Annotated in this window: 23 protein-coding genes and 1 pseudogene; 5 read left to right on the top strand and 19 right to left on the bottom strand. The window is 37.1% G+C overall.

What is annotated here, in order from left to right:
- Positions 1–204: 204 nt before the first annotated feature.
- The 12 genes and pseudogenes from BT1A1_RS02205 to BT1A1_RS02155 form a co-directional block, all read right to left on the bottom strand.
- Entirely contained in the window at positions 205–642 is a 438-nt protein-coding gene (locus BT1A1_RS02205; RefSeq protein WP_034767644.1) for an SMI1/KNR4 family protein, read from the bottom strand.
- Between the two features lie 18 nt (positions 643–660).
- Positions 661–1056, bottom strand: a complete 396-nt coding sequence (locus tag BT1A1_RS02200; protein ID WP_231553262.1) for an HNH endonuclease — start codon at positions 1054–1056, stop codon at positions 661–663.
- Positions 1057–1181: 125 nt separating this feature from the next.
- Positions 1182–2411, bottom strand: coding sequence for an IS110 family RNA-guided transposase (locus tag BT1A1_RS02195; RefSeq protein WP_034767642.1), 1230 nt, complete (start codon positions 2409–2411; stop codon positions 1182–1184).
- 157 nt (positions 2412–2568) lie between these two features.
- Positions 2569–3345 (bottom strand): recombinase family protein, encoded by a 777-nt coding sequence (locus tag BT1A1_RS02190; RefSeq protein WP_034767640.1) that lies wholly within the window; start codon positions 3343–3345, stop codon positions 2569–2571.
- Between the two features lie 417 nt (positions 3346–3762).
- Positions 3763–4248 carry a DUF6985 domain-containing protein gene (locus BT1A1_RS02185; protein WP_034767638.1) on the bottom strand — a complete coding sequence of 162 codons (486 nt, stop codon included), beginning with the start codon at positions 4246–4248 and terminating at the stop codon, positions 3763–3765.
- A gap of 5 nt (positions 4249–4253) precedes the next feature.
- Entirely contained in the window at positions 4254–4598 is a 345-nt protein-coding gene (locus BT1A1_RS19190; RefSeq protein ID WP_269147476.1) for an HNH endonuclease, read from the bottom strand.
- 236 nt (positions 4599–4834) lie between these two features.
- Positions 4835–5140 (bottom strand): contact-dependent growth inhibition system immunity protein, encoded by a 306-nt coding sequence (locus BT1A1_RS02175; protein WP_034767636.1) that lies wholly within the window; start codon positions 5138–5140, stop codon positions 4835–4837.
- Between the two features lie 10 nt (positions 5141–5150).
- Positions 5151–5378: an RNase A-like domain-containing protein gene (locus tag BT1A1_RS02170; RefSeq protein WP_034767634.1), complete on the bottom strand. Its 228-nt coding sequence runs from the start codon at positions 5376–5378 to the stop codon at positions 5151–5153.
- Positions 5379–5431: 53 nt separating this feature from the next.
- Positions 5432–5563: pseudogene (locus BT1A1_RS17665) on the bottom strand (transposase); the annotation flags it as partial.
- 199 nt (positions 5564–5762) lie between these two features.
- On the bottom strand, positions 5763–6053 hold the full coding sequence (locus tag BT1A1_RS02165; protein ID WP_231553261.1) for a hypothetical protein: 291 nt from the start codon (positions 6051–6053) through the stop codon (positions 5763–5765).
- Entirely contained in the window at positions 6050–7348 is a 1299-nt protein-coding gene (locus tag BT1A1_RS17660) for a pre-toxin TG domain-containing protein (RefSeq protein ID WP_231553260.1), read from the bottom strand. Before BT1A1_RS17660 ends, BT1A1_RS02165 begins: the two co-directional genes overlap by 4 nt.
- The gene (locus tag BT1A1_RS02155) at positions 7345–7656 is read right to left on the bottom strand and encodes a hypothetical protein (RefSeq protein ID WP_034767632.1); all 312 of its coding nucleotides are present in this window, start codon (positions 7654–7656) and stop codon (positions 7345–7347) included. Before BT1A1_RS02155 ends, BT1A1_RS17660 begins: the two co-directional genes overlap by 4 nt.
- Positions 7657–8322: 666 nt before the next feature.
- On the opposite strand from BT1A1_RS02155, the gene BT1A1_RS02150 reads away from it, so the two are divergent.
- On the top strand, positions 8323–8619 hold the full coding sequence (locus BT1A1_RS02150; protein ID WP_034767631.1) for a WXG100 family type VII secretion target: 297 nt from the start codon (positions 8323–8325) through the stop codon (positions 8617–8619).
- Positions 8620–9054: 435 nt separating this feature from the next.
- On the opposite strand, the gene BT1A1_RS02145 is transcribed toward BT1A1_RS02150, so the two are convergent.
- The 5 genes from BT1A1_RS02145 to BT1A1_RS02125 all read right to left on the bottom strand — a co-directional run bounded on the left by BT1A1_RS02145 (position 9055) and on the right by BT1A1_RS02125 (position 16382).
- Positions 9055–12309 (bottom strand): type I restriction endonuclease subunit R, encoded by a 3255-nt coding sequence (locus BT1A1_RS02145; protein ID WP_034767630.1) that lies wholly within the window; start codon positions 12307–12309, stop codon positions 9055–9057.
- Between the two features lie 19 nt (positions 12310–12328).
- The gene (locus BT1A1_RS02140) at positions 12329–13519 is read right to left on the bottom strand and encodes a restriction endonuclease subunit S (protein ID WP_034767628.1); all 1191 of its coding nucleotides are present in this window, start codon (positions 13517–13519) and stop codon (positions 12329–12331) included.
- The gene (locus BT1A1_RS02135) at positions 13509–15029 is read right to left on the bottom strand and encodes a class I SAM-dependent DNA methyltransferase (RefSeq protein WP_034767626.1); all 1521 of its coding nucleotides are present in this window, start codon (positions 15027–15029) and stop codon (positions 13509–13511) included. Before BT1A1_RS02135 ends, BT1A1_RS02140 begins: the two co-directional genes overlap by 11 nt.
- A 22-nt stretch (positions 15030–15051) precedes the next feature.
- A complete protein-coding gene (locus BT1A1_RS02130) occupies positions 15052–15648 on the bottom strand; it encodes a helix-turn-helix domain-containing protein (protein ID WP_034767624.1) in 597 nt (198 codons plus the stop codon).
- 140 nt (positions 15649–15788) lie between these two features.
- Positions 15789–16382: a DUF4352 domain-containing protein gene (locus tag BT1A1_RS02125; RefSeq protein WP_051988960.1), complete on the bottom strand. Its 594-nt coding sequence runs from the start codon at positions 16380–16382 to the stop codon at positions 15789–15791.
- A 393-nt stretch (positions 16383–16775) separates the two neighbouring features.
- Between BT1A1_RS02125 and murB the strand changes: the two genes are divergently transcribed.
- From murB to BT1A1_RS02105, 4 genes are all read left to right on the top strand, one after another.
- A complete protein-coding gene (gene murB / locus BT1A1_RS02120; protein WP_034767622.1) occupies positions 16776–17696 on the top strand; it encodes a UDP-N-acetylmuramate dehydrogenase in 921 nt (306 codons plus the stop codon).
- Between the two features lie 170 nt (positions 17697–17866).
- Positions 17867–19000: a DUF418 domain-containing protein gene (locus tag BT1A1_RS02115; RefSeq protein WP_034767619.1), complete on the top strand. Its 1134-nt coding sequence runs from the start codon at positions 17867–17869 to the stop codon at positions 18998–19000.
- 223 nt (positions 19001–19223) lie between these two features.
- Complete coding sequence (locus BT1A1_RS02110; RefSeq protein WP_034767618.1) at positions 19224–20348, top strand: sensor histidine kinase; 1125 nt, start codon at positions 19224–19226, stop codon at positions 20346–20348.
- Positions 20345–20950 carry a response regulator transcription factor gene (locus BT1A1_RS02105; RefSeq protein WP_034767617.1) on the top strand — a complete coding sequence of 202 codons (606 nt, stop codon included), beginning with the start codon at positions 20345–20347 and terminating at the stop codon, positions 20948–20950. The genes BT1A1_RS02110 and BT1A1_RS02105 overlap by 4 nt, the downstream gene beginning before the upstream one ends.
- 218 nt (positions 20951–21168) lie before the next feature.
- Here the strand turns inward: BT1A1_RS02105 and panF are convergent, their stop codons facing one another.
- Together panF and BT1A1_RS02095 are read right to left on the bottom strand one after the other, a co-directional pair.
- A complete protein-coding gene (gene panF, locus BT1A1_RS02100; RefSeq protein WP_034767616.1) occupies positions 21169–22620 on the bottom strand; it encodes a sodium/pantothenate symporter in 1452 nt (483 codons plus the stop codon).
- Positions 22620–22925: a YhdT family protein gene (locus BT1A1_RS02095; protein WP_034767615.1), complete on the bottom strand. Its 306-nt coding sequence runs from the start codon at positions 22923–22925 to the stop codon at positions 22620–22622. The genes panF and BT1A1_RS02095 overlap by 1 nt, the downstream gene beginning before the upstream one ends.
- Positions 22926–23506: the final 581 nt, after the last annotated feature.

Genomic DNA, 23506 nt, shown 5'->3' with positions numbered 1-23506 from the left:
TGATGGCATATATGAGTCTCTCGCCTTGTTGATCAATTTTATTCCCGATATGATGAATCTCAGCTGCGATTTCGTAAAATTATAGCTTTTTATCTGTAACAATACTTCTTAAGCTTAAATTGTCATTTCTCCTAGTTATCATTCGTATTTATATTATTTGAAGAATCAGCCGTTGCTGTTAGATGTAGCTTTCTATGAGTACCATTATTCAGATTCATATAAGTTATCAAAGAACTCAGAAAAACTATCTGCTAGGATAAACATATTGTCCATTTCTTCTTCGGGTACTCTATCATGAATCCAAAAATATACTTTTCCTCGATACTCTCCACTAATTCCTAATAAAATCTCATTTCCAGCTGGATCATTAGCAATTGAAATAAAATCCTCTGGTATTTCACCTTCTAAAGTCTCAAAAACTTTGCCTAAATTACTTTTCATATCCCCAATTCCATAAAACTTATTTACTAAACTTTCTCCCTCATCATCTGAGATTTTGAAGCCAGATTCTTGTGGAAATCCTCCATTGTATTCAAGTAGAAATTCAACATATTGCTTAGGTAGCACAATATCATACTCTTGTTCAAATTGTTTTATATCCTGTAAAGAAATTTTTGGGTTTTCACTAAGCATTTTTGTCATACTCTCACTCCTATATCATTACTTATTTTTCCCATTAACTTTTGATTGACCACCAATGTGCCTAAACTCTCTGTGGATATCTTCATCTACTAACATCATAGTTTTTCCATCTTGATGATGATGCCATGTATATCCTTCTGGTGGCCTTCTAATATCTATTATGGGTGGATCGGTATCTTTTGTAAGTTTAGCCTCTTTATTTGCATTTTCAAAATCTTTCGGATTATTTTTAGGTGATTGAATTTCGATTTTTACTGGCTTAACATTTGGATGCATAAACGGTGTAAAATCTGGAAAACCATCTGGATATCTTACTGATACTCCAGACTTGTTAGTATAAGTCCAAGTTCCGTCACTATCAATGGAGATTTTCCCGCCCTTATCATACCACTTTTTAGGTAATGGCGAGTTCATCGGTTTTGTTTCTAGAATTTCTTTAGTGAAATCTTCCAATTTTAATAGGGTATTATTACCCGTACCCTATGTTGTAATCTTAAAAGCTAAAAATAAAAAAGTCAGCCATTTACCATACTATTAAACTACTTCTTTTCTTGCTCTATCGGCAATTCGTAGGCTGTTTTATGTTTCATCATGCCATAAACAATGTTCACAAGCCTTCTCATAATGCACACCAATGCTTGTCCCTTTGTTTTGCCTTCTTTCAGCTTACGTTGGTAATAAGCGTGGAACACTGGATTTCGTGGCAATTTACCTCCCTTTGCTACTTGCACTTGTTGTACTGCGAGGTTGTAAAATAAAGCGTGTAGCGCCCGATTTCCCTGTTTACTTTTTTGTTCCTTGCCTTTCCCACCAGACCCAAAGTAAACAGGCGCAATCCCCGCAAATCGTGCCAATTTGTTGGCATTTGGAAAACGTCTAACGTCACCAATCTCCGCAATTAAAGCGGAAGCTGTTACGAGGTCAATGCCTGGCATGGAGTCTAGTTGAAAGTCTAGTAAGCTCATTAACTCTTTTAATTCGCCTTCCACATAGTTCATTTCCTTCTTTTTAAACGTGATGTCTCGAACGATGCTTCTTACTAGAAAGTCTCGCGTTTCTTGATGTTCTTTTGTTGTGTTCCCATCTTCTATTACTAGCTTCAATATTTCATTCGCTTTTTTCACCGAACAAGTATTATGGCTCACTTCTAATAAGAAGGTGGTCAATTGTTTTATACTCACACCTTCTAAACAAGACGGTGATGGGTATCGTTCCCAAAATGCTAAAGCTGTTTTCCCATCCACCTCGGAGAAAAACTTCTTATAGCTTGGATAATGATGGCTCAATTGAATATGCAGTTGGTTTTTTAAAGCACCTTGAGCTTTCACCAATGCATTTCTTCTAGTGACCAATTGTTGTATCGACCAAAATAAATCATGTGGTTTAGCGTCAGGCAATTGGCTAAGTTGTCTTACCAATATTCTAGCCACACATTCCGCATCCCAGCTATCACTTTTTTGTACGGTCACATGGCTTTTTCGTTCAGCGTACGAAAGTGCTGGGTTAACCTCTTTTACAACTTGTCCATGGTCCGTTAGATATTGTGCCAGTGCTCGACCGTAACCGCCCACATCTTCTAAACCAAATACAGGTGTCAACCCTTCTTCTGTCAGTTTATCAATATCTAGTAAAAATGTTGAGAAAGCGGACGGTTTATTTTCAACCTTTATTTCATCTAGTTTTTCCTGCCAACAATTAATAATCACTGCCACATGGTGCTGTTTATGCAAGTCTACACCCACATAAATATGTTTCTGCTTTTCATGCATCGTTCATCCTCCTATTCAGTTGTCAATTATTGAATGAAAATGCCGGCAACCTTAGTTCGAGCGTTCACCTATCGGTGCGCATTGGTACGAAAGCCTATCCATTTTCAACCTTACAGAAGAATTTATAAGAAAATGAGTCCCTTTTTTAAGTAACCTTTTAAATTATTGCTTCATGTTTGCCATTTGCTTGTATTTGTCCGTAGGTATAGATCCCTTGATAAAAACTTTCTCGGTCTAATATTCGCTTCACTTGTACTTTCGTAAATGCTTTCCCTTGCGTTGTTTGATACCCTTCTTCATTCAATGCTTCTGCCAACCTAGACAGTGACCATTTCTTATGTAGCTCTTTTAACTCAAATAACCGTTTTACTACTTCTGCATGCTCGTTATGTATCTTTAATTCCTTTTCACCCTTTAGCTTTGTATAGCCAAATGTTGCCCTTCCCCCTGCATATCCACCTTCCTTCGCCTTTTTATTTCTGCCTTTCGTTAGTTTTAGTGCTATCTCAAGCCGTTGGTATTGGTCTAACAATTCCATTAAGCCATTCACCAAAAAGTCGTTAGGGTCTTTCTTATGGATACTGTAAAAGGGTTGTTCAATACTTTTAATGTCACAACCATATTTTTTCAGCTCTCGTTGAATCAGCACCTTCACAATATCTGACCGCCATAATCGGCTTGTGTTGAGCACCACCACATAATCAATTTGGACAGACGAAAGGTGAGCCAACATCTCCTGTAAGCCCACCCTGTCAATTTCTAATGCTTCTTCATTTAGTTTTGCGCCACTAATTCCTTCGTCTCTAAAAATATGAATCAAGTTTAAGCCTTGTTCCTTACAATATGCTTTAATTTCCTCTTCTTGATATTTCAAGCTATATCCATCTCTTGCCTGCCCTTGAGTGGAGACTCGTATATACCCAACAACGTTCAACTTTTCACCCTCCCGTTACATAAATTGTAATTTGTGTAACGCTTTTTAAACGAATAGCGAGTATTATACAACCGTCTCTTGTAAAAACACAACCCAATTTTTGTCTGCCTTGACGCTAAACTAGTTACCTTCTTACGTAACCTACCTTTTATCGCCACGAGCTTTGTCATTCTCGTTAGTTTTTTAGCCATTCCCTGTCATAACTACCCCTGCCATGTAAAATGTCATCTCGCCTAATTATCATACTTTTTTTACTATCCAAGTATTAAACCGATACTCCATGATGGTACAACCTTCATGAGTTATGAATTTCATACAGTCTTTTTAAATTACCTCTCATCTATTAATTATGGAAAAAACCTTGAAGGAACTCACTTCCATTCAAGGTCAACTTTATCGTCCAGAATATTTCGAAAGTTATAATACAATATCTTGATAACCTACTTCTTCTACCATTTCATCTTCGATTTTTATTCCCATCCCATTGTCAATATCCCAAGAAACATCACAAAGTAAACCTAATCTTCTTTTTCCATTCTTTCTTACTCTTCTTACAATTAATTCAACTGGCTTTACTATTCCTTTTAAATCTGAGATAGAATCAATCTTTGGTGCAAATTTATCTGCTTCTGATTCATTACCTAACATCTCTCTATACTCTTCATAGTTCTCAATATAGTAATCGTAGACTTGCTTTTCAGCCTCATGTATTATGTTATTCATTTCTTGATTAAAGTTAATAAATGCTTCTCTTTGCACATTTGAAAAATCAGCGTTTTCATGTGCATCAACACTTAAAAGTATTTCTCTTTCCAAATCAAACATTCTAATGGTTGTTTTTCCTCTCCAAAAATTGTTTTTATATTCAAGCTTTCCAAATAATTCATCATTGATTATAGCCATCCTAATTACTCTCCTAACTTAACTTTTATATTATATTCTCCAACTCCACCCAAATGTTTAAAAACACTATTGATTTTACTTGGCACCAATTGTATTGTTTCCAAGTCGTTAAGTTCATGCCAAGTATATTTATTATCTTCTCGCCAATCAGCTATATCTTCTGCTGTCCATTTTTGTTCTGGTGTACTCCACTTTTTAGCCAATTCTTCATCAGCAGTCGAAAAGTTTGATTTTCTATCATTAGTCATATTTTCTAATTTAATTTCACCTTTGGAAAATGGAGAAAAGTCTGGCATTCCGTTTTTATACTCAACTCCATCAACACCAGCTTCATCAAGGTATTTTTTTATTTCACCGGTCTTATCGGAGATAAATAACGATTCTGCTCGTTCGTTACTCCATTCACCTTTGTTAACAGGGGTAGTTTTTACCCTTTGTTCATAAGTACTGTATTTAGGGTCTACGTCAAAACCTCTTGTAAAGTCTATTTGCCTATAATTATCCGTACCCTATGTTGTAAAGCTGGTTTTATTAAGAAACCTTGAAAGAGTTTTTACTCAATCAAGGCATCCAATGTTTCAAAGTCCTATTTCGTTATTACTGCTTTTTTTAATTGCTCCACAACATTATTTAACCATTCAATTGGTTTTAATTCTATAGCCGGAAAGTAAATTTCAGCATTTGATTCTATAAACTCCTCTTTTTCATTGTCAGAAAGGTTACTATTTAAAAAACTTTCTGCACAGTAAATTAATATTTGAATCCAATCTTTACTTTGCCTATCAATATAATCTTGTAAGGCTTGTTCTGGAGACTCTATATCTTGATGGAAATTTCCACCTAAAAAATTGCTTAATTCATCCTCAATATTTACATTAAAAAATTCTTGCATTTTGTCCTCCCTATTTTGTTGGATAGCCAGTTAGGATAAAATTCGACGCTGAAGTATCTTTTTGTAAAATGATTTTAGCATTTGAGTAGTCTTCAACTTGAGTTGTACCTCTCTTAACACCTCTACCGATTGGTGTACCATCACCTTTATAATTTAACACTAAATTATCCTTTGAGGAGCTATTCATCCAATTTTCTATTTTCTTAGCATTGGTCGGATCATTAAAAGTTTTATTCACTACTTTTTCTGCAGTAGCTCTATCTTTAAATGCTGATGAAGCAGTTATCTTGGAATTCCTGCATATCTTGCTAGTTTGTCAGAGTTTGTGAACCAATGAATAACACTAATCTCTGCAATTAAAGCGGATGAAGTAACCGTATCAATTCCTGGCATGGTTTCAAGCTGCATCCCTAACGTTTTAATGGTGTTACAGGTACTAAATAATTTGATTAAACTTCATAAAGGGCTTACAATCCTTATCTCCGCTTCGAAAATAATAAGCAGTTCATTCGGCACTAGGCAGCGCCCACAAAAATTAAACCTTGAAAGACATTTTGCCAATCAAGGTTTATTAATAACTTCTCAATATAATCAATTATAATCAATATTTTCTATATATAATTCATCTCCATCTCCAGCTAATTTCCCCATCGGGATAAACCGCAGGTATATATATACCCTTTTTCCTATTTTCATTATCAATAATATACCAATTGCTATCATCTAACCATTCTTCGCTATAATTAGTTTCTTCAAAATCATTTTCCTCATCAACAATCGCCGAAAAAAAATCGTTGAATTTGTCTATATTTTTTGAAGGGATAATTTTAGCATTAATCCACATTCCTTCAACATTAATATTGACTATATCTCCTAAAAATTCGTTTAAATAGTATAGTTTCAAAATTCTCACTCCTTAGGCAAAACCTTAATATATTGGCTAGGAACTTCCCCTTTAATCAAATATTCATTGTCCCTTTTAGTCCAGTTAATCGCTCTATTCTTCCAAAAATCAGAAGAAACAGTATCTCTCTCAATTAACTTTTGAATTTGCTTTGGAGAGAGTATAACAACGTCTTTTACCTTTCCAGACTGTATATCTTTCCGTAAGGCTGATATATCTAGTTCAATTGCATTTTCTCCATAATTTCCAATCACATTTTTATTATTTGTAAAACTAGTATAAGGACTATTAGATTTAGCTCCTTTTCTGTAACCTCCAAGTATATGCTCTGTAACAGTCACTTGTCGCCCTTTATATAAACCTTCCTTACTCGCTGGAACTAAATCACCTGAACTCGATATATGAGGTTTACCAGTTCCATTTGGTCTAGTTGGAGAGTGAAGTAAACTATCACCTCTATATAAATTACTTCTTTTGTTAGTAACAGTAGCATTATCTATACCCTTAGTAGCCCCACCTGCCTCACCAACATCCAACTCATCTAGCTTTGTGTTTTTGATTCGTTGGATCAGGTCCTTTGCATCACTAAACGCATCCTTAACGGTTCTTTCAGTAGCACCGATTCCTGCGTAGGCTTCTTGTGCTATTTGCGGAAGCCGAATTTCTCCAATCTCCTTCTTTATTGTATCAAACCAAGCCTTGGTCAGGGCAATTGGAGCGTTTACTACCTGATCATACACGGAGCGAAAGGCTTGCATGATTTTCTTTGGTTCTAGGACGTTTCGAATTTTCTTGAGCACTCCCGGTGTTTTGGCAAGGGCCGGAATTCCTGCATCGACACCTTTTATCACAGTTTTCCCGCCAACCCCTACTGCTTTTACCGGTGGAAGTAACGAGAGAGCCAGAAAACCTCCTGCAAGTACACGATCGCCAAAAGAAAGCTTCTCTCCGGTAACCGGATCATATTCACTAAATACCCGTTGTGCGTCGTTCCATCCGACGAGTTCCAGTAAAAACTCGCTTACTTTGTTCCCCATCTTTTGTTCATCTTTTTCCATTTCGGCAGCCGTGAGCCTAATTAATCTTTGGGCCTCATCAAGCTTATTTTTGTATTCGTTAATCGAATACCTCAATTCATATTCTAAGGCATGGATCGAATCCGGAAGCATACCCGGGAAGTTGGCCAAAAGCGAGGTGAAATGCCAGTTAAGGGCTTCCAGGGCTTCGTCACATTCCCGCTCCACTTTTCCTATTTTGTCCGCAAACTCCTCCAAATCATCGAACTTTACCTTAATTTTACTCATCGCAAGGCCTCACATTTGGCTAGCAAACTACGTATCTCTTTGTATATGGCGTTTATGAGTCGATCGCCTTGTTGATCTATTTTATTCCCGATATGCTGAATCTCAGCTGCGATTTCTTCATACTTGTTCCTTGTCTCCCCTTCCCAATGATTTGCGTAAGAGCTATCTGCGGATCGATACATCTGTAAACTGCCATCGATTCTGTTTACTGCCTGATGAACATTGGAACGGTAGCCTTCTAAAATTTCCACCATCAGTAAAAACTTCCCGCGCTGCACTTTCTTTTCAATTTCGTCTAAAAGCTCCATAATTCCTACCCCTTTAGCAAATTTTTTATAATGTAAATTTTACCAATAGGGTAAAAATATTAAAATGGTCAAAAAGTCATAAAGCTAAGTTGTAAATCAGGAAAAAAGTGCTATTTTCTACTACCCATAGTTTAAAAGGCTCCCCCTATATTATGAATATGTCCACTTGCCCATATTTATTGGATGCGAACGAACTGAATGGTCACAATCGTGAATGACATAGACATGAAAAAAGTACTATTCCAATTTAAGCATAGCAATTTTTCACAAAACAGCATATTCCATTCAAACATTACCAAGGTCTTCGTTTTCTTTTTTCACAACCAAGTCAGTTTGAATCTATTACTTGTGAATTCATATTCATTTCGTCACTCCCCGGGAAGGTAATTAGCTTCTGCTCGCATGTCTTTACATTGTTTGTATATAGTGAGTTAAACATTGTAGTTACAGGGCCCTATACTTCTGATAAAATTTCCAATTAATCTAAATCTTAACTTTATGTATAATACTATATTCAGTAAACGAATTTTCCATATTAGGCCCTAACCCATACTAATATTGAAAATTTTTTCAATTTAGTATATGATTATAGTATATTTTTTAACGGAAAATAAGGAAAACCACGTGTATCGAATCTATTGCGATATGCCCTTAAGGAGGTAAAAAATGGTGCGTTCCATTTCGGTAGATCCTGCAAAACTTGAATCAACAGCAGCAAAATTCGATCGACATTCTTTTGAATATGAAAGAATCTATGTATCCCTATACAGCGAGGTTGATCGAATGGGTGTTGCATGGCAAGGACAAGATAACTTAGATTTTGTTAACCAAATTAAAGGATTTATGGACGATCTTCAAGAAATGACACAAAGTATGAAGCAGTACTCAGAGATTTTGAAAAAAACTGCAAAAACATACCGGAATACCCAAAAGGAAATTATTTCGGCTGCAAAACTAGGTTAGTTTAGGGTGGGCTTCATTCCCCCAGATTTAACAGGGTGCCTATTGCTTCTTGCATAGAATCGTGATTAGCCGCTATGAATAGTTATTAGGTCCTTTGCATTTATAAACACAGCCTTAACTTTTTTTCATAGCACCGGTTCCTGCATAAAAAAGGAGGCTATTATCTCCTATTTCCTTCTTTATTTACTAAACCCAATTTTGCGCAATTGGACCATTCACTACCTGATCGTAAGGGGCAAATGGTGCTGCTGTTTTTGTTCTAATTAATTCTGAATTTTATTAAAATTATTTTGCAAAATAAGAATCCTACAACCGCTCCTTTTATCATCACCTTCCCACCAACCCCTACTGCTTTTACCATGCATAAAAAAAGCAGAAGAATTTCCGGAAAAAATTTTCTTCTGCTAACATTCGAATGGATTCTTTTTCTATTTACTATTTATAATCTGGTGATGTTTCGGCCACATTCCCCAATTCCAAATCAATTTCCCTTGGATCGGTATGTCCGGCCATTAATTCGGCTTGCTTCATGACGATTTCGAGGGCCGTTTTTGCTTGTTTTGGCGGGTAGTCGTACTTTTTCAATAATCTTTTAATAATTCTTCTCATCCCGGCTTGTGCGCTTTTTCGGACGCTCCAGTCAATCGTGATGTTTTGTTTAATGGCATTCGTCAGTTCTTGAGCTATTTTCTTTAATGTTTCATCATCCATAAATTGTTTGACAATATTGTCTGCAGTTAAGGCATCATAGAAAGCAATTTCGTCTTCATTTAAGCCTAAATCTTTTTCTTCTTCCCGGGCCTTCTTAAATTCTTTTGCCATTTTAATTAATTCTTCAATGACTTCCGCATTGGTGATGGCTTGATTGCGATACTTATTAATCGCCTTTTTCAGTTTCTCGGAAAACTTTTCGGACTTAACAAGATTGCGTTTTTCCATCACTTTTAAATTACCTTCAAGAAGCTTTTTCAACATTTCAACGGCTAAGTTTTTATATTTTAGCCCGCGAACTTCTTGTAAAAATTCTTCAGATAATAAGGAAACATTTTCCGGTCGTTCTAGTCCTAACGCATCGAATACATCAATAACATCTTCTGATAAAATCGACCGTTGCAGCATTTGATTCACTCTTGTTTCGATTTCTTTTTTGGAATTTTTCTGGACTTTTCTCTCGCCCAGTTTGGCTAAACTTGCTTTTACAGCTTTAAAATAACTGACTTCAAGGGCCGCTGCTTTTCCTTCTTCGGTTGCGGCACAGAGGGCATGGGCTTTCGCTGCTTCTAAAGCAAATTGTTTAAATTCTTTCTGTTCCTTTTCGGGTAATCCAAGGACAAAGTTCATCCCACCCGTAATTGCCCGCATTCGATCTTTTTGGGAGTTCCCCATAAAATCAGAGTAATCAAAGCCATGAAACATTGCACGTAATATTTCCAGTTTTTCTTGCATGACCTGAACCGCTGCACTCGTATCGATCCCGGTATTTTCTTTATCACTGTCGGTATACTGTTTCAATGCTTTTTTCAGACTTTCTAAAATTCCAATATAGTCAACCACAACGCCACCCGGTTTGTCTTTAAATACCCGATTCACGCGGGCAATGGCTTGCATTAATGTGTGACCTTTCATCGGTTTATCAATATACATCGTGTGCATAGATGGCACGTCAAATCCGGTTAGCCACATATCCCGAACAATAACAAGTTTCAATTCATCATTCGGGTCTTTCATCCGTTTTGCCAATGTATCACGGCGTTGCTTTCCACCAATATGTTCTTGCAAACGTTCTTCATCGGCGGCACTACCGGTCATAACGACTTTAATAACCCCTTTATTCACATCATCATTATGCCAACTAGGCCGGAGTTTAATAATTTCATCATAGAGATCAACGCAAATCCGACGACTCATACAGACAATCATCGCTTTTCCGTCAATCGTCTTCTGTTTTTCTTCAAAATGTTCAACGATATCCTTTGCAAGCTGCTTGATGCGATTAGGCGAACCAACGACGGTTTCAAGCCGGGACCATTTCGTTTTATATTTTTCCCGAACGGTTTCTTCTTGCCCTTCCGTGATTTCTTCAAATTCATCGTCAATTTTTTTCAATTCTTCATCATCAGTTTCAACTTTAATGACGCGGTTTTCATAATAAATTTTTACCGTTGCTTCATCTTCCACCGCTCTTGTCATATCATAAATGTCAATGTAGTTCCCGAAAACAGCCGGTGTAGATTTATCATCAAATTCAATCGGTGTTCCGGTAAAACCAATAAACGAAGCATTGGGGAGTGCATCCCGTAAATATTTGGCATACCCGTATTTCAAATCACCGGTTTTGCTGTTAGTTTTTGCTTCAAATCCGTACTGGCTACGGTGGGCTTCATCGGCAATAATAATCACATTCCGCCGATCAGTTAAAACCGGCATTTCCCCTTCTTCAGGTTGGAATTTTTGAATCGTTGTAAAAATAATCCCGCCCGATTCCCGTTCATTTAATAGATCGTATAAGCCATTGAGTTCTTTTGCATTACTTTTCGCTTGTTGTTTCTTTTGTTCTTCTGTGAGTCTACGAACATCCGCTTGTTTCGGTGTTTGCCTTAATATATCTACGGATTTGGCAAATGTTGAATAGAGTTGATCATCCAGGTCATTACGGTCTGTAATTACAACGATGGTCGGATTATTTAATTCTTTAACAAGATATGCTGTATAAAAAACCATCGTAAAACTTTTTCCAGATCCTTGTGTATGCCAAACGACCCCGATTTTCCGGTCACCTTTTGTGGATGTCGCAATTTTTGTATTTTCAACCGCTTTTTTGACGGCAAAATATTGATGGTAGGCAGCCATAATTTTAATAATCGTTTTCTTGTCACCTATTTTATTTCCAGCTGCATCGTACTCGGTTTCTTTTGATTCTTGGAAAAGGATAAAGTTTTGGATAATATCAAGGAATCGGCTTTTTTCTAACATTCCGCGAATCATAACCTCATATTGCGGAACATCTAGAGATGCCACATTAACCCCGTCAACACTCCGCCAATTCATAAACCGTTCTTCGTTCGATGTAATCGTTCCAGTTTTCGCATTAATCCCATCAGATAAAATACAAAACGCATTATAATAGAAAAGCGACGGGATATCTTGCTTGTACGTTTGAATTTGATTGTAGGCTTGTTCAATCCCAACATTTTCATCAGTGGTTGATTTCAGTTCAATAACGACAAGCGGCAAACCGTTAACAAAGATTAATACATCCGGCCGGCGATTTTCATTTTCGATAATGGTAAATTGATTAACTACGAGAAAGTCATTACGTTCCGGATGTTCAAAGTCAATAATGATCGCTTTTTCGGTTTTGATCCCACCATTCTTATGAAAAGACACATCTACGCCTTCTGTTAAAAGTTTATGGAAATGCCGGTTGTTTTCGATAAGAGAAGGGCTATTAAAAGTAATGACCCGCCGATATACATCTTCAATGGCATCCGGCGGCAAATCCCGATTTAGTTTGTAAAGCGTATCACGAAGTCTCCCATCAAGGACTACTTCCCGAAAATCGTTCCGCTCAGGTCTTGGCCCATCCACACTAAGATCCGGACCAAAGGCATATTTATAGTCCATTTCCTGTAAAGTTTCGATAACTGCTTTCTCTAGCGAATCTTCGGTAAAATTTTCAAAATGTGTCAACGGGGAATCCCCCTTTCCATTATTTTTCCTCCTCAACAGGTACACGAATCTCGCCGGACATGAGTTTTGGGAGGAGAGTGTCGCGGATTGTTTTCAAATTTTCATTCTCCATATAATTCTTTTCATACTTCAAAAATAAACTACCAACTAATTCTTCATATTTTAATAAGTAGTCTCTATCTGGAATTATTATTTTGTAATTTTTTATATCAGATTGAGTTATTAATGGCTGTGTAGATCCTCTATTTAATGCTTTATAATCTATAATATTAAGAATTTGATTAACATACTCATAATATTTTGATTTTATTACCAAAGTGTTATCTGACGCCCAAATCTTTGTATTAAATCTTTGAACAATACCATGAGTTCCGACTCTACCAATTACAAGAACAGGTTCATTATAATTAAATTCATTAGTGTATCCCATAATTGAACTGGCCCCCACAAGAGGAATAGACAACTCTTCATTAATAACTTGAGCTTTTATAGAAGGCCGTTTTCCGCTACTAATCTCAATCAATTCATCCAGTACTCCTATATTCCACCCCTTAGGAATCATCCCCAGTTCACTTTCTACCATTTCCCCGCCACTGGATTTATACGGTTCACCATTTTCATTTGGAAATTCAAAATCAACAAACCAATGTTTAAAAATTGCCTGAGCCAGTTCTTCTAGCTTTTTGTTAATTTCGTTGTTGATTTCGATTTTTTCATCAAGTGACGATAAAATGTTTGCAATTTGTCTTTGTTCCTCAATTGGAGGAAGTTTTATAATTGAATTTTTAATTACATCCACCTGAGCTCTTTGTCTACCACTAGTACCTGTCATAGATTTAATTGCAATATCTCTAAGCTTAGGAGAAATACTTAGGTAATATATAAAATTTCTATCTGATATTCCTGGCTTTTCTCTTAAAACAATGAATTCAGTAGATCCGAAACCTACTTCTCCCTCTTCAAGAATAGAAACTTGTGCTGTTTTCCCATTTTCTAAACAAGGTGTAATTCTGGCTAACAAAGTATCACCATTCCGAAATTTAGTACCACTCGTATACTTTGTTACTACAAACCCTTCTATTTTTCTTTGAAAGGGCATCAATTTATCCATTCCGATCTTTTTGACAACTTTTCCTCTTTTTATTGTTTCACTGGGGTTAAATTCAATAACATCCTCAAGCTTTTCCTCTCTCCACTCATTAAAACTCAAACCCAATCCCCCCTAGGTTCTTCCGGATTTCTTCTTCTAATCGGCGGGATTCTTTAAATAGTTCACTTAGTTCACTTGTCAATTGTTCCATTTTTTCTTCAAACGGGATGCCATCGTCTTCCGCCTCTTCAATGCCGACATAGCGGCCCGGTGTGAGGACATAGTCATTTTCGCGGACTTCATCAATGCTAGCGGCTTTACAGAAACCTTGGATATCTTCATATTTTCCGTCACGATTACGCCAATTATGGTAAGTCTCCGCAATTTTGGCAATATCTTTGTCGCTTAATTCCCGGTGGCGGCGGTCGACCATTTCGCCAAGATTTCGTGCGTCAATGAACAAGATTTCTTTTGCCCGTTTGCGATATTGTCCATGTTCTTTTTTATTTCGGTTGAGAATCCAGAGAGAAACCGGAATCCCTGTCGAATAAAATAACCGATCCGGCATGGCGACAATACAATCCACCAAATCTGCATTGATAATATTTTTTCGAATTTCTCCTTCATTAGAAGTGTTCGAACTTAAGGACCCGTTGGCAAGGACCGTTCCTGCCACGCCATTTGGGGCTAAGTGATAAATCATATGCTCGAGCCAAGCAAAGTTCGCATTGCCTTCCGGTGGGATACCAAAAGCCCAACGAACATCATCGGTTAATTTATCGCCACCCCAGTCACTCACATTAAACGGTGGATTGGCTAAAATGTAATCGGCTTTCAACGTCCGGTGTAAGTCATTATGGAATGTATCCGCATGGCTTTCTCCAAGATCCGCTTCTAATCCGCGAATGGCTAAATTCATCCGGCACAGTTTCCAAGTCGTTGAATTCAGTTCTTGACCATATATGGACAAATTATTGATTTTCCCGCGATGTTCTTCCACAAATTTTTGACTTTGGACAAACATCCCGCCGCTTCCACAAGCCGGGTCATAGATGCGACCTTCATACGGTTCGATCATTTCAACCAATGTTTTAACCACACTTGTCGGTGTATAGAATTCCCCGCCGCCTTTTCCTTCTGCGCTGGCAAATTTGCCTAAAAAATATTCGTATACTCGACCGAGTAAATCTTGTTCATTTTGATCATGTAATTTAATCGTAGAAATCAGGTCAATGAGCTCACCTAACCGGCGTTTATCAAGTTCCGGGCGGGCGTACCGTTTATCAAGCACCCCTTTTAAGGTCGGATTTTCTTTTTCAATTAAAATCATCGCATCATCAATGAATTGCCCGATTTTCACATCTTTCGCATGGTCTTTAATGAAATCCCAACGTGCTTCTTTCGGGACCCAGAAAATATTTTCTGCTTCATACTCGTCGCGATCCTCTTCAAAGCCCGCTCCTTCATCTACTAGTTCTTGATACTTTGTTTCAAATTTATCTGATATGTATTTTAAGAAAAGCAGACCTAAAACCACATGCTTATATTCAGCGGAATCCATGCTGCCACGTAATTTGTCTGCTGCTTTCCATAATGTCTCTTCAAATCCTACGTTTGCGGTTGTTGCCATATTTGTCCGTTCCCTCCAACATTCAATGATTGTAGTCATCAAAAACTTCAAAAATCTCACTTTCAAATTCTTCTTGCTCCGGATCACTATTAATCCACTCCGGTAACACTTCTAAATAATGGGCTAAAGCTTCAATCGTTTTATGGAAAATCGCTTCATGTTGTGCTTTCTCCAGTAGTTCAACAATTAAAGCGTACGTATCCATATACGGATTTTCATCAATAATATCAATGACCTGCTTAAATCGTTCTACTAGTTTCGCTTTTTCAATGGCACGCTCGATCGTGTTTAGCTCTTCTTTATCATAAACAGGTACTTTCACTAAGTAATCGGACTCTTCATCAACGCGAAACTCTTCTTTTTGTCGTTCAACAATTGGCTTTAAGTCTTGTTTTAACTTTTCTTTTTGGATTTCTAGTTTATCAATATCCGTTAATTCTTTTGTAAAATAGCTTCGATTGATGCCGAATAACCCTTCTAGTACCGGTAAATATTTTTTGGGAATGTTTTGCTTTCCTTTAATCCATAAATTGATGTTTTGTTTTTTGATTCCTAACTTTTCCGCTAATTCAATATGTTGGACTTGATATAAGCTGAGAATATATTCGAGGCCATTCAATCTTTCACCCCACAAACTATTGTCCTAGTCAATATGTCTTTATTATACAAGCTTTAAATAGGCTTTACAATGTGGGGGGATGAATATTTTGGGTAATTAAGAGGAAATGGCTAGGGGCGATTATGCCCCTCATTGTATCTTTATTTAAGTTGAATCGTTTCATAATCACCGCCAGCAAAACCAAAGCCACTGGAAACTTCTAAAAAGAAACTGGTTGCATCACTTGGCAGTTCAAATACAAGTTTTCCAGTTTTTGAGATTCCCGGATTAATATCTTGTAAGAAAAAGTCGGCAAAATCTCCCAATGCCATCATGACTTCTGTCTCGACTGTCGGCTCAAATTCTCTTCCTTGATTGTCTTTGATTTTAAACATGCTGCTATCGACCATTCTTGTTTCTTTATCGTTATTAAATGCTTCAATATCAATGACAACAAACTGTCCGTCCGTTGTTGCAGGTTCAATATATTCATTATCAGATTTTAATTCATTCGTTGTTTCAACGTTTGAAACGGTGTAAGCAAGTTTACCAACTTCAACTTTTTCACCAATCGCATGGACTTTCTTTTCCTCTTTCTGATCAGTATTTTTCACCTCAGAATCTACTTTTGATGAGGCGGTAGTTGAATTATTGCCTTTCGTAGAGTCTCCATCATCACCCATCAAAGCCCCAATGACACCAAGTATAATGAATATACCAACTACCCACAAAATGAATTTTCCTATTTTTTTCATAAGTTCTCCTCCTAATTCACTTTTTAATTTATTGTCCTAGACAATATTTACTTTACACAATTTTATTGTCTCAGTCAATATTTTTTCATTTATTAAGGACGCTCTATAGTTGCATAAATTAATCCCTCGAATATTATTGGAATTAAAATTAGGCAAATTTTATCTTATGTTCATTTTTAAAAGGGATGGTCCAGCCGGAAAGTGATACCAGTTGTAGATAAGTCGGTTTTTTACTTAACATACCCGGGAAAATGATATATTTTCTTTTGTCAGTTACTAATATTTATGCCCTATTGCGAATTCATCTTTTTCCACGTAATATAAATAAGAGTGACGATAATTTTTAGCGCTCCATTTTTATTTTTTTACTTACCCAAAAAAAGGAATGACTCGATGATGAAGACTGGAATTTACAATCGTTTATTAAATATCCTTGATGAAAAACATATTGCTTGTGACGAATATTTGCGAAAACATACGTATACAAAATTAGGTGGCAAGGCAGATTTTTTTGTAACCCCGGATCAATATGAACAAGTACAAAAGGTTGTTAGGCTATGCCATGGTGAAAATATCCCGTTAACTTTGATCGGGAATGGCTCAAATTTAATTGTTCGCGACGGCGGGATCCGTGGTGTTGTTCTTTCTTTGGCAAACTTAAATAAAATTACGGCAACAGGTAAAAAGATCATCGCTCAAAGTGGCGCTTCAATCATTGATACTTCAAGAAAAGCTTTGGAAGCACACTTAACCGGTTTGGAATTTGCCTGTGGGATCCCCGGAACGGTTGGCGGTGCGGTGTTTATGAATGCCGGTGCATATGGCGGGGAAATGAAAGACGTTCTCGAAAGTTGTCTTGTTGTGGATAAACATGGTGAGATAGTTAAACGGGACGCCAAGGACTTGGATCTCAGCTATCGTCACAGTAATATTGCTGAAAATGGTGATTTTGTTTTAGAGGCGACTTTTCAATTAAAAGAAGGAAATTATGAAGAAATTAAAGCCGTTATGGATGATTTAACATTTAAGCGTGAGTCGAAGCAGCCGCTCGAGTATCCATCTTGTGGCAGTGTCTTTAAACGGCCGCCGGGGTATTTTGCCGGAAAGTTAATCCAAGACAGTGGTTTACAAGGAACGCGAATTGGCGGTGCAGAAGTATCGAAAAAACATGCCGGTTTTATTGTTAATATTAATAATGCAACGGCAACTGAGTATATTTCGTTAATCGAACATGTTCAAAAAACCGTGAAGGAAAAATTCGGCGTTTCTTTGGAACGAGAAGTGCGTATTATTGGGGAAGATTTAAAGAAATAAACTTTTTCACCATATCTGAGAAAAAAACCGGATGCATAAGTTGCTGTCCGGTTTTTTATTTGCAATATGACACATGTCATTAAAACAGTCCTGATTCCTGTGAATACCGCTACTTTCCTTTCGCATCTATAATAAAAGCAACTTATGACGAAAGGGGACTGAACGGACATATGTCAGCAAAAAGAATTCGCTTACTGGATATACTGAGAGGTTTTGCAGTGCTTGGTACACTTGGAACAAATATTTGGATTTTTGCTCACTTAGGGGATTTGTCCTATATATTTACATTTGATCACTATTGGTGGACTTCCTTTCAAGATTTTATTAGAATTTTAGTATTATTTTTCGTGAATGGAAAAATGCTCGGTTTATTAACGATAATGTTTGGTGTAGGACTTGAATTAAAATACCGGCAATCATTAAAAAATAACACAGCTTGGCCAGGGTTGTATATTTGGACTTCTATAATTTTAATAACAGAAGGCTTCATCCATTTTATATTGGTGATGGAATACGATATTTTAATGAGTTATGGTATTGCTGCGATTATTGTTGCATGGATTGTAAAACGAGGAGACCGGGTAATTTCGAAAGCGATGAAAATGATTGGCGGTTTTCATGCAACAATCATGCTATCTCTTTTAATCATCGGGGTTTATTTTGGTTCATCTGCGAATATATCATTAGGTGAAATGAGTGGTATCGTGTCACTTTATAAAGATGGAAGCTGGTTCGAGCAGATACAATATCGGTTCATGAATTTTATTTTGCTTAGAATTGAGGTTTTATTTGTGATTCCTATGAATATTTTTCTTTTCTTATTAGGCGTACGGCTAATGAGAGCAGGTTTCTTTGCGCCAGATGACCAAGGGAAGAAAAAACGGGAGAAATTATTTAAACTCGGTTTTTATATAGGATTGCCATTGAATTTACTTTATTTTGTTCCAGGTGGTGTGTTTGATTTTCCAATTCGTTATTTATTTGCTCCTATCTTGTCTTTAGGATATTTAGCACTCATTTCAAAAGTCTTTGAAAGAACAGCACAGTTTTGGTTATGGAATAAACTCGAAAAGGTCGGAAGAATGTCATTAAGCTGTTATGTGATGCAAAATTTAATTTGTTCGATTCTATTTTACGGATGGGGATTTGGATTAGGAAATAAAGTTGACTCAGTAACGATTGTTTTAATATGGTTCCTTATTACGTCTTTCCAAATTGGATTTGCTTCCTTGTGGTTGCAAAAATTTAAACTAGGACCGATGGAAACAACAAGAAAAAATATAGTAAGTTTTATTCGGCAGTAATTATAGCAGAGATAGAGGAAACCCTACATTTAGTAAGGGATGGGAAAACTACACAGGTTTACAGACAATCAAAAACCCCCGAAAGACAAAAAAGGATTAGCATCCAAATAGATTTTATCAGATATCTACAATAACTTCATTTGGTGAACCACAAAAATTGTATATGATGGTTATTTTATATAAAAAAAGACTTTTTCAGTGCGAACGAGAAGAGGTGTTTTGCATGACTTTTAAAAAGCTATACCCTATTGATCAAGTAGAAAAATATCTACTTATTGATATAGTTGCAATTGTTTTCTTAATCTATAAAGTTATAAAAACAGAAAGCAGCCTTGGTCTTTCGGGAAAGCTTTTGCTCATCTCCATTGTGTTATTATCTCACTATGTTTGTTTATGGTATCGAGATTGGCGTTTGCTTGTAGGTTGTTTTTCCGGGTTCGGTAGTCTTGTCATTTTAGGAGTTTTCCTACAAAAGTGGCTGCTTTTATATGGGTTTATTTATGCCGATCTGTTAGGAAGGGCAAAACGCAAAATCTATATTGGTATAGGGATGGTTGGAATTGTCATGGTGTATTGCTTATTTAATTGGCTGACTGATGGACATCCCTTCCTTTTTGCCAACTCGATGTTACTTCCTTTTATGATTGTCCAACTATTTATTCCATTTGTCGTTTATACAAAGGAAAAGGCAAAGGCTCTTCAAGGAAAGCTCGATACAGCAAATGCTCAGCTGGAACGTTATATACAAGAAGAGGAAAGGCATCGGATTGCCAGAGACCTTCATGATACACTTGGTCAAACATTAACAATGATTAAGCTTAAAAGCGAACTGACGATAAAATTAGTAGAAACAGATGCAAAACAAGCGAAGGAAGAGATGAAAGATATTCTGAACTCTTCTCGATTTGCGCTAAAACAAATAAGAGAACTGGTGACAGATATGAATTTTGTTTCACTGGAGAAGGAGATTGAAGAATCAAAAAAGATTTTACAAACAGTCGGGATCGAATTAACGATTGTGGAGAAAGAAAAACTTCCTTTATTATCAAGTGTCACGGAAACGATGCTGGCACTTTCTCTACGGGAATCAATTACAAATATAATAAAACATAGTCAAGCAAAGCATTGTATGATTACAAAATATTATCAAGATAAAATGTATCATATTCAAATATGGGATGATGGAAACGGTGATTTAAAAAAGGGATATGGGAATGGCATCCGGTCGATACAAGAACGAATGGAAAAGCTGAACGGTACGGCTGAAGTGAATGGTTCTTTGAATAAAGGTGTTTCCATCACTTTAAAAGTTCCGGTTCATACAAATGAAGGAGGAAATGCCATATGATACGAGTGATCATTGCAGAAGATCAGAAAATGCTTCGTGGTGCACTCACTTCTTTATTAAAATTGGAAAATGACATTGAAGTCCTAGCAGAAGTATCCGATGGGAAAGCAGCTTGGGAGGCAATTCAGAGATATGAACCAGACGTCTGTTTACTTGATATTGAAATTCCATCAATAACGGGTCTTGAATTAGCTGAAAAACTTAGACATGCGGGAAGCACATGCAAAATTATTATTGTAACAACTTTTGCGCGCCCAGGCTATTTACAAAAGGCGATGGATGCAAAAGTGGAAGGCTATTTGTTAAAAGATGAACCGATTGATTATTTAATCGAAGCTATTCGGAAAGTAATGAATGGCGAACGTGTAATCAGTACAGACTTAGCTGCGACCCTTTTTATAAAACAAGAAAACCCTTTAACCGATCGTGAAATTGAAGTATTAAGAATGGCTAAGGAAGGAAAGACGACGCATGACATTGGTAAAACGCTATTTCTAACAAATGGAACCGTTAGAAACTATTTTTCTTCCGCCATTCAAAAGCTTGAAGTCGAATCAAGACAGCAAGCAATTGAAAAAGCACGTGAAAATGGGTGGATATAATTTTTAGCACTAAAAAGCCGATTTTTTATAATCCGAGCGCTCAAAGTATAATATTTTGTACCGTAGTAATGCGATATCTATCAGGGTCCTAATAATCTTTTTTTAATGAAGTGAAGTTTCAAGGTCCTGTCCTTCGATGCCAAAACCGGAAAACCCGTGAATGTAAAACATTAACATTCTCAGGGTTTTCGTTTGGTGAACTTTTTTATCTGCTGTGTCTAATCAACCTGCTTTAATGGCTTGTACACAATTTTTTTATCTGTAAAAATACTGGCAACAACAAAGGTGATTAGTGACAGTACGACCGGCATGACAACTGTATGCATACCGAATGCGTTCGGGTAATACGTATGAAATAAAATATAAGAACTAACGCCGACAATCATGGACCAAATGGCACCGTAGCGATTGCCTTTTTTCCAATATAGCCCTAAAATCACCGGCCAAATAAACGCTGCCTCCAATCCCCCAAAGGAAAATAAGTTCAGCCAAATAAGAAAGTCCGGTGGTGATAATGCCATAAAGAAAACGATAACTCCCAGCACAGCCGTTACGGTATAGCTGATTTTCCGAATTGTCCGTTCTTGCGCATCCCGGTTGATGTAGCTTAAGTATATATCTTTAACAACTGCAGAGCTGACCATAATTAGGAGCGCATTCACCGTTGAGATAATCGCTGCCATTGGTGCGGCAAGAACAACACCGGCTAATAAGGGCGGTAAAACTTCCATCGCAATTGTAGGCATCACCGTATCACCTACAGCAATATTCGGATTAATGGCACGTGCAAACACTCCAATTAAATGCATTCCGAGCATAATAATACCGACAAAAACAGTACTGATGATGATGGCTTGATGCATCGCTTTTGCATTTTTATACGACATTGCCCGGACAACAATTTGTGGCAAGCCAACGACCCCGACACCAACCAATATCCAATAGGAAGACACATATAACGGACTTAACTCCCCATTCGCGCCAAACGGACTAATCAGGTCCGGATCAATGACAACGAGTTTTTCCATAATATTCGTTACCCCACCACCTGCAATAATCGTCGCCATCAGTAAAATCAACGTTCCAAAAAACATCACCGCACCTAAAATCGTGTCTGTTAAGGCAACCGCACGGAATCCCCCGACAACAACATAAATCATGACGGAAAGGGCAAAAATCAATAATGCTAACCAGTACGGTATATCGAGCAGTGATTCTATCAATCTTGCACCACCGACCCATTGCGCTGCCATTGATGAAAACAGGAAAATAATAATGTTAAGTGCAGCCAATAGTCCGACAAGTTCACTTTGATAACGACTTTTTAAAAAATCAATTAAAGTTACTGAATGATATTGCCTGGCAACGATGGCAAATTTTTTCCCGAGAATCATCAGGACAAAATAGCCTGCAGGAAGTTGGGCCATCGATAAAAGAACCCAACCGAGGCCGGTGGAATATGCTACGCCCGGACCGCCGATAAAGCTGCTGGCACTTCCGTAAGTTGCCATCATCGTCATGGCTAGAATAAATCCGCCCATATTACGGCTGCCGAGAAAATATTCGTGGAGAAACGAATCAGATTGGCTGACATATTTATTCGTCCACATTCCAACAAAGAATATGATAAAAAGAAAAAATAATAGCGGTAGCAAAATCCCCAAACTCATTATAATCCCCCTTTATTTGCTTCCTCAGCTGATTGTTCCTCTTCATCAAAGGAGACTTCTTTAAAAAGTACTTTTACGACAAATGTAATAAGAATGGACATTATGATTAAGCCGCCAATGCAACTGTAGAAAAACCAGGCCGGGAATCCAAGTATGTATGTATATTCGGTTGGTGAACCTTTCGAAAGACCATAAGCGGAACCAAACCACCAAAGAAAATTAATAACTACGAGTCCCACACCTATCCATGCTTCTCTTTTCGCTACTTTAAAACGTGGATCTTTTGAAAACATTTTATCTTCCATGCAATGCACCTTCCAAATTAATTCAATTTGCCGTTCACGCTATAGTTTACCTCTATCATAAGCGTCGGGCAACAAGTTTATCAACCTTGTTGCCCGACGTGTTTGGCGATATTTTTTTGAAGCTGGTTTTGTTCTTGTGAGATGGTGCTTCTGGGGTCTCGTTTTGGGAGGACGGTTCACCTTATTTTTCTGTTGCTGCTTTATCCGCTAGAGATATGGGACACTTTTCCCTAATTTTTCTCTCATATTGGCTTTTCTATGGGACATTTTCATTAATTTTCAGATGGGTTTTGTCCTATAGATAGCTGATTGTTCGTTTCTATGAGACAGTTTGGCTTACCTTTCAACCAAATTTGTCCCATATAGCCGGGCTATGAGACATTTTTGTTCCATTTTTTGATGGTTTTGTCCCATAGAACGCAAATCAAGCAAGCCTATGGGACAGTTTGGCTTGTTTTCCAACTAATTTTGTCCCATATAGCCGCTCTATGAGACAGTTCTGTTCCATTTTTTGATGGTTTTGTCCCATAGACAGCTATTTGGACAATCCTATGGGACAGTTCAGACTATTTTCCAACTAA

It is taken from the genome of Caldibacillus thermoamylovorans, assembly GCF_000751775.1.
In the GTDB taxonomy this organism is placed as follows: Bacteria; Bacillota; Bacilli; order Bacillales; family Caldibacillaceae; genus Caldifermentibacillus; species Caldifermentibacillus hisashii.
The sequence above is the reverse complement of the archived record's forward strand: the minus strand, read 5'-3'. Positions and strand labels throughout refer to the sequence as shown.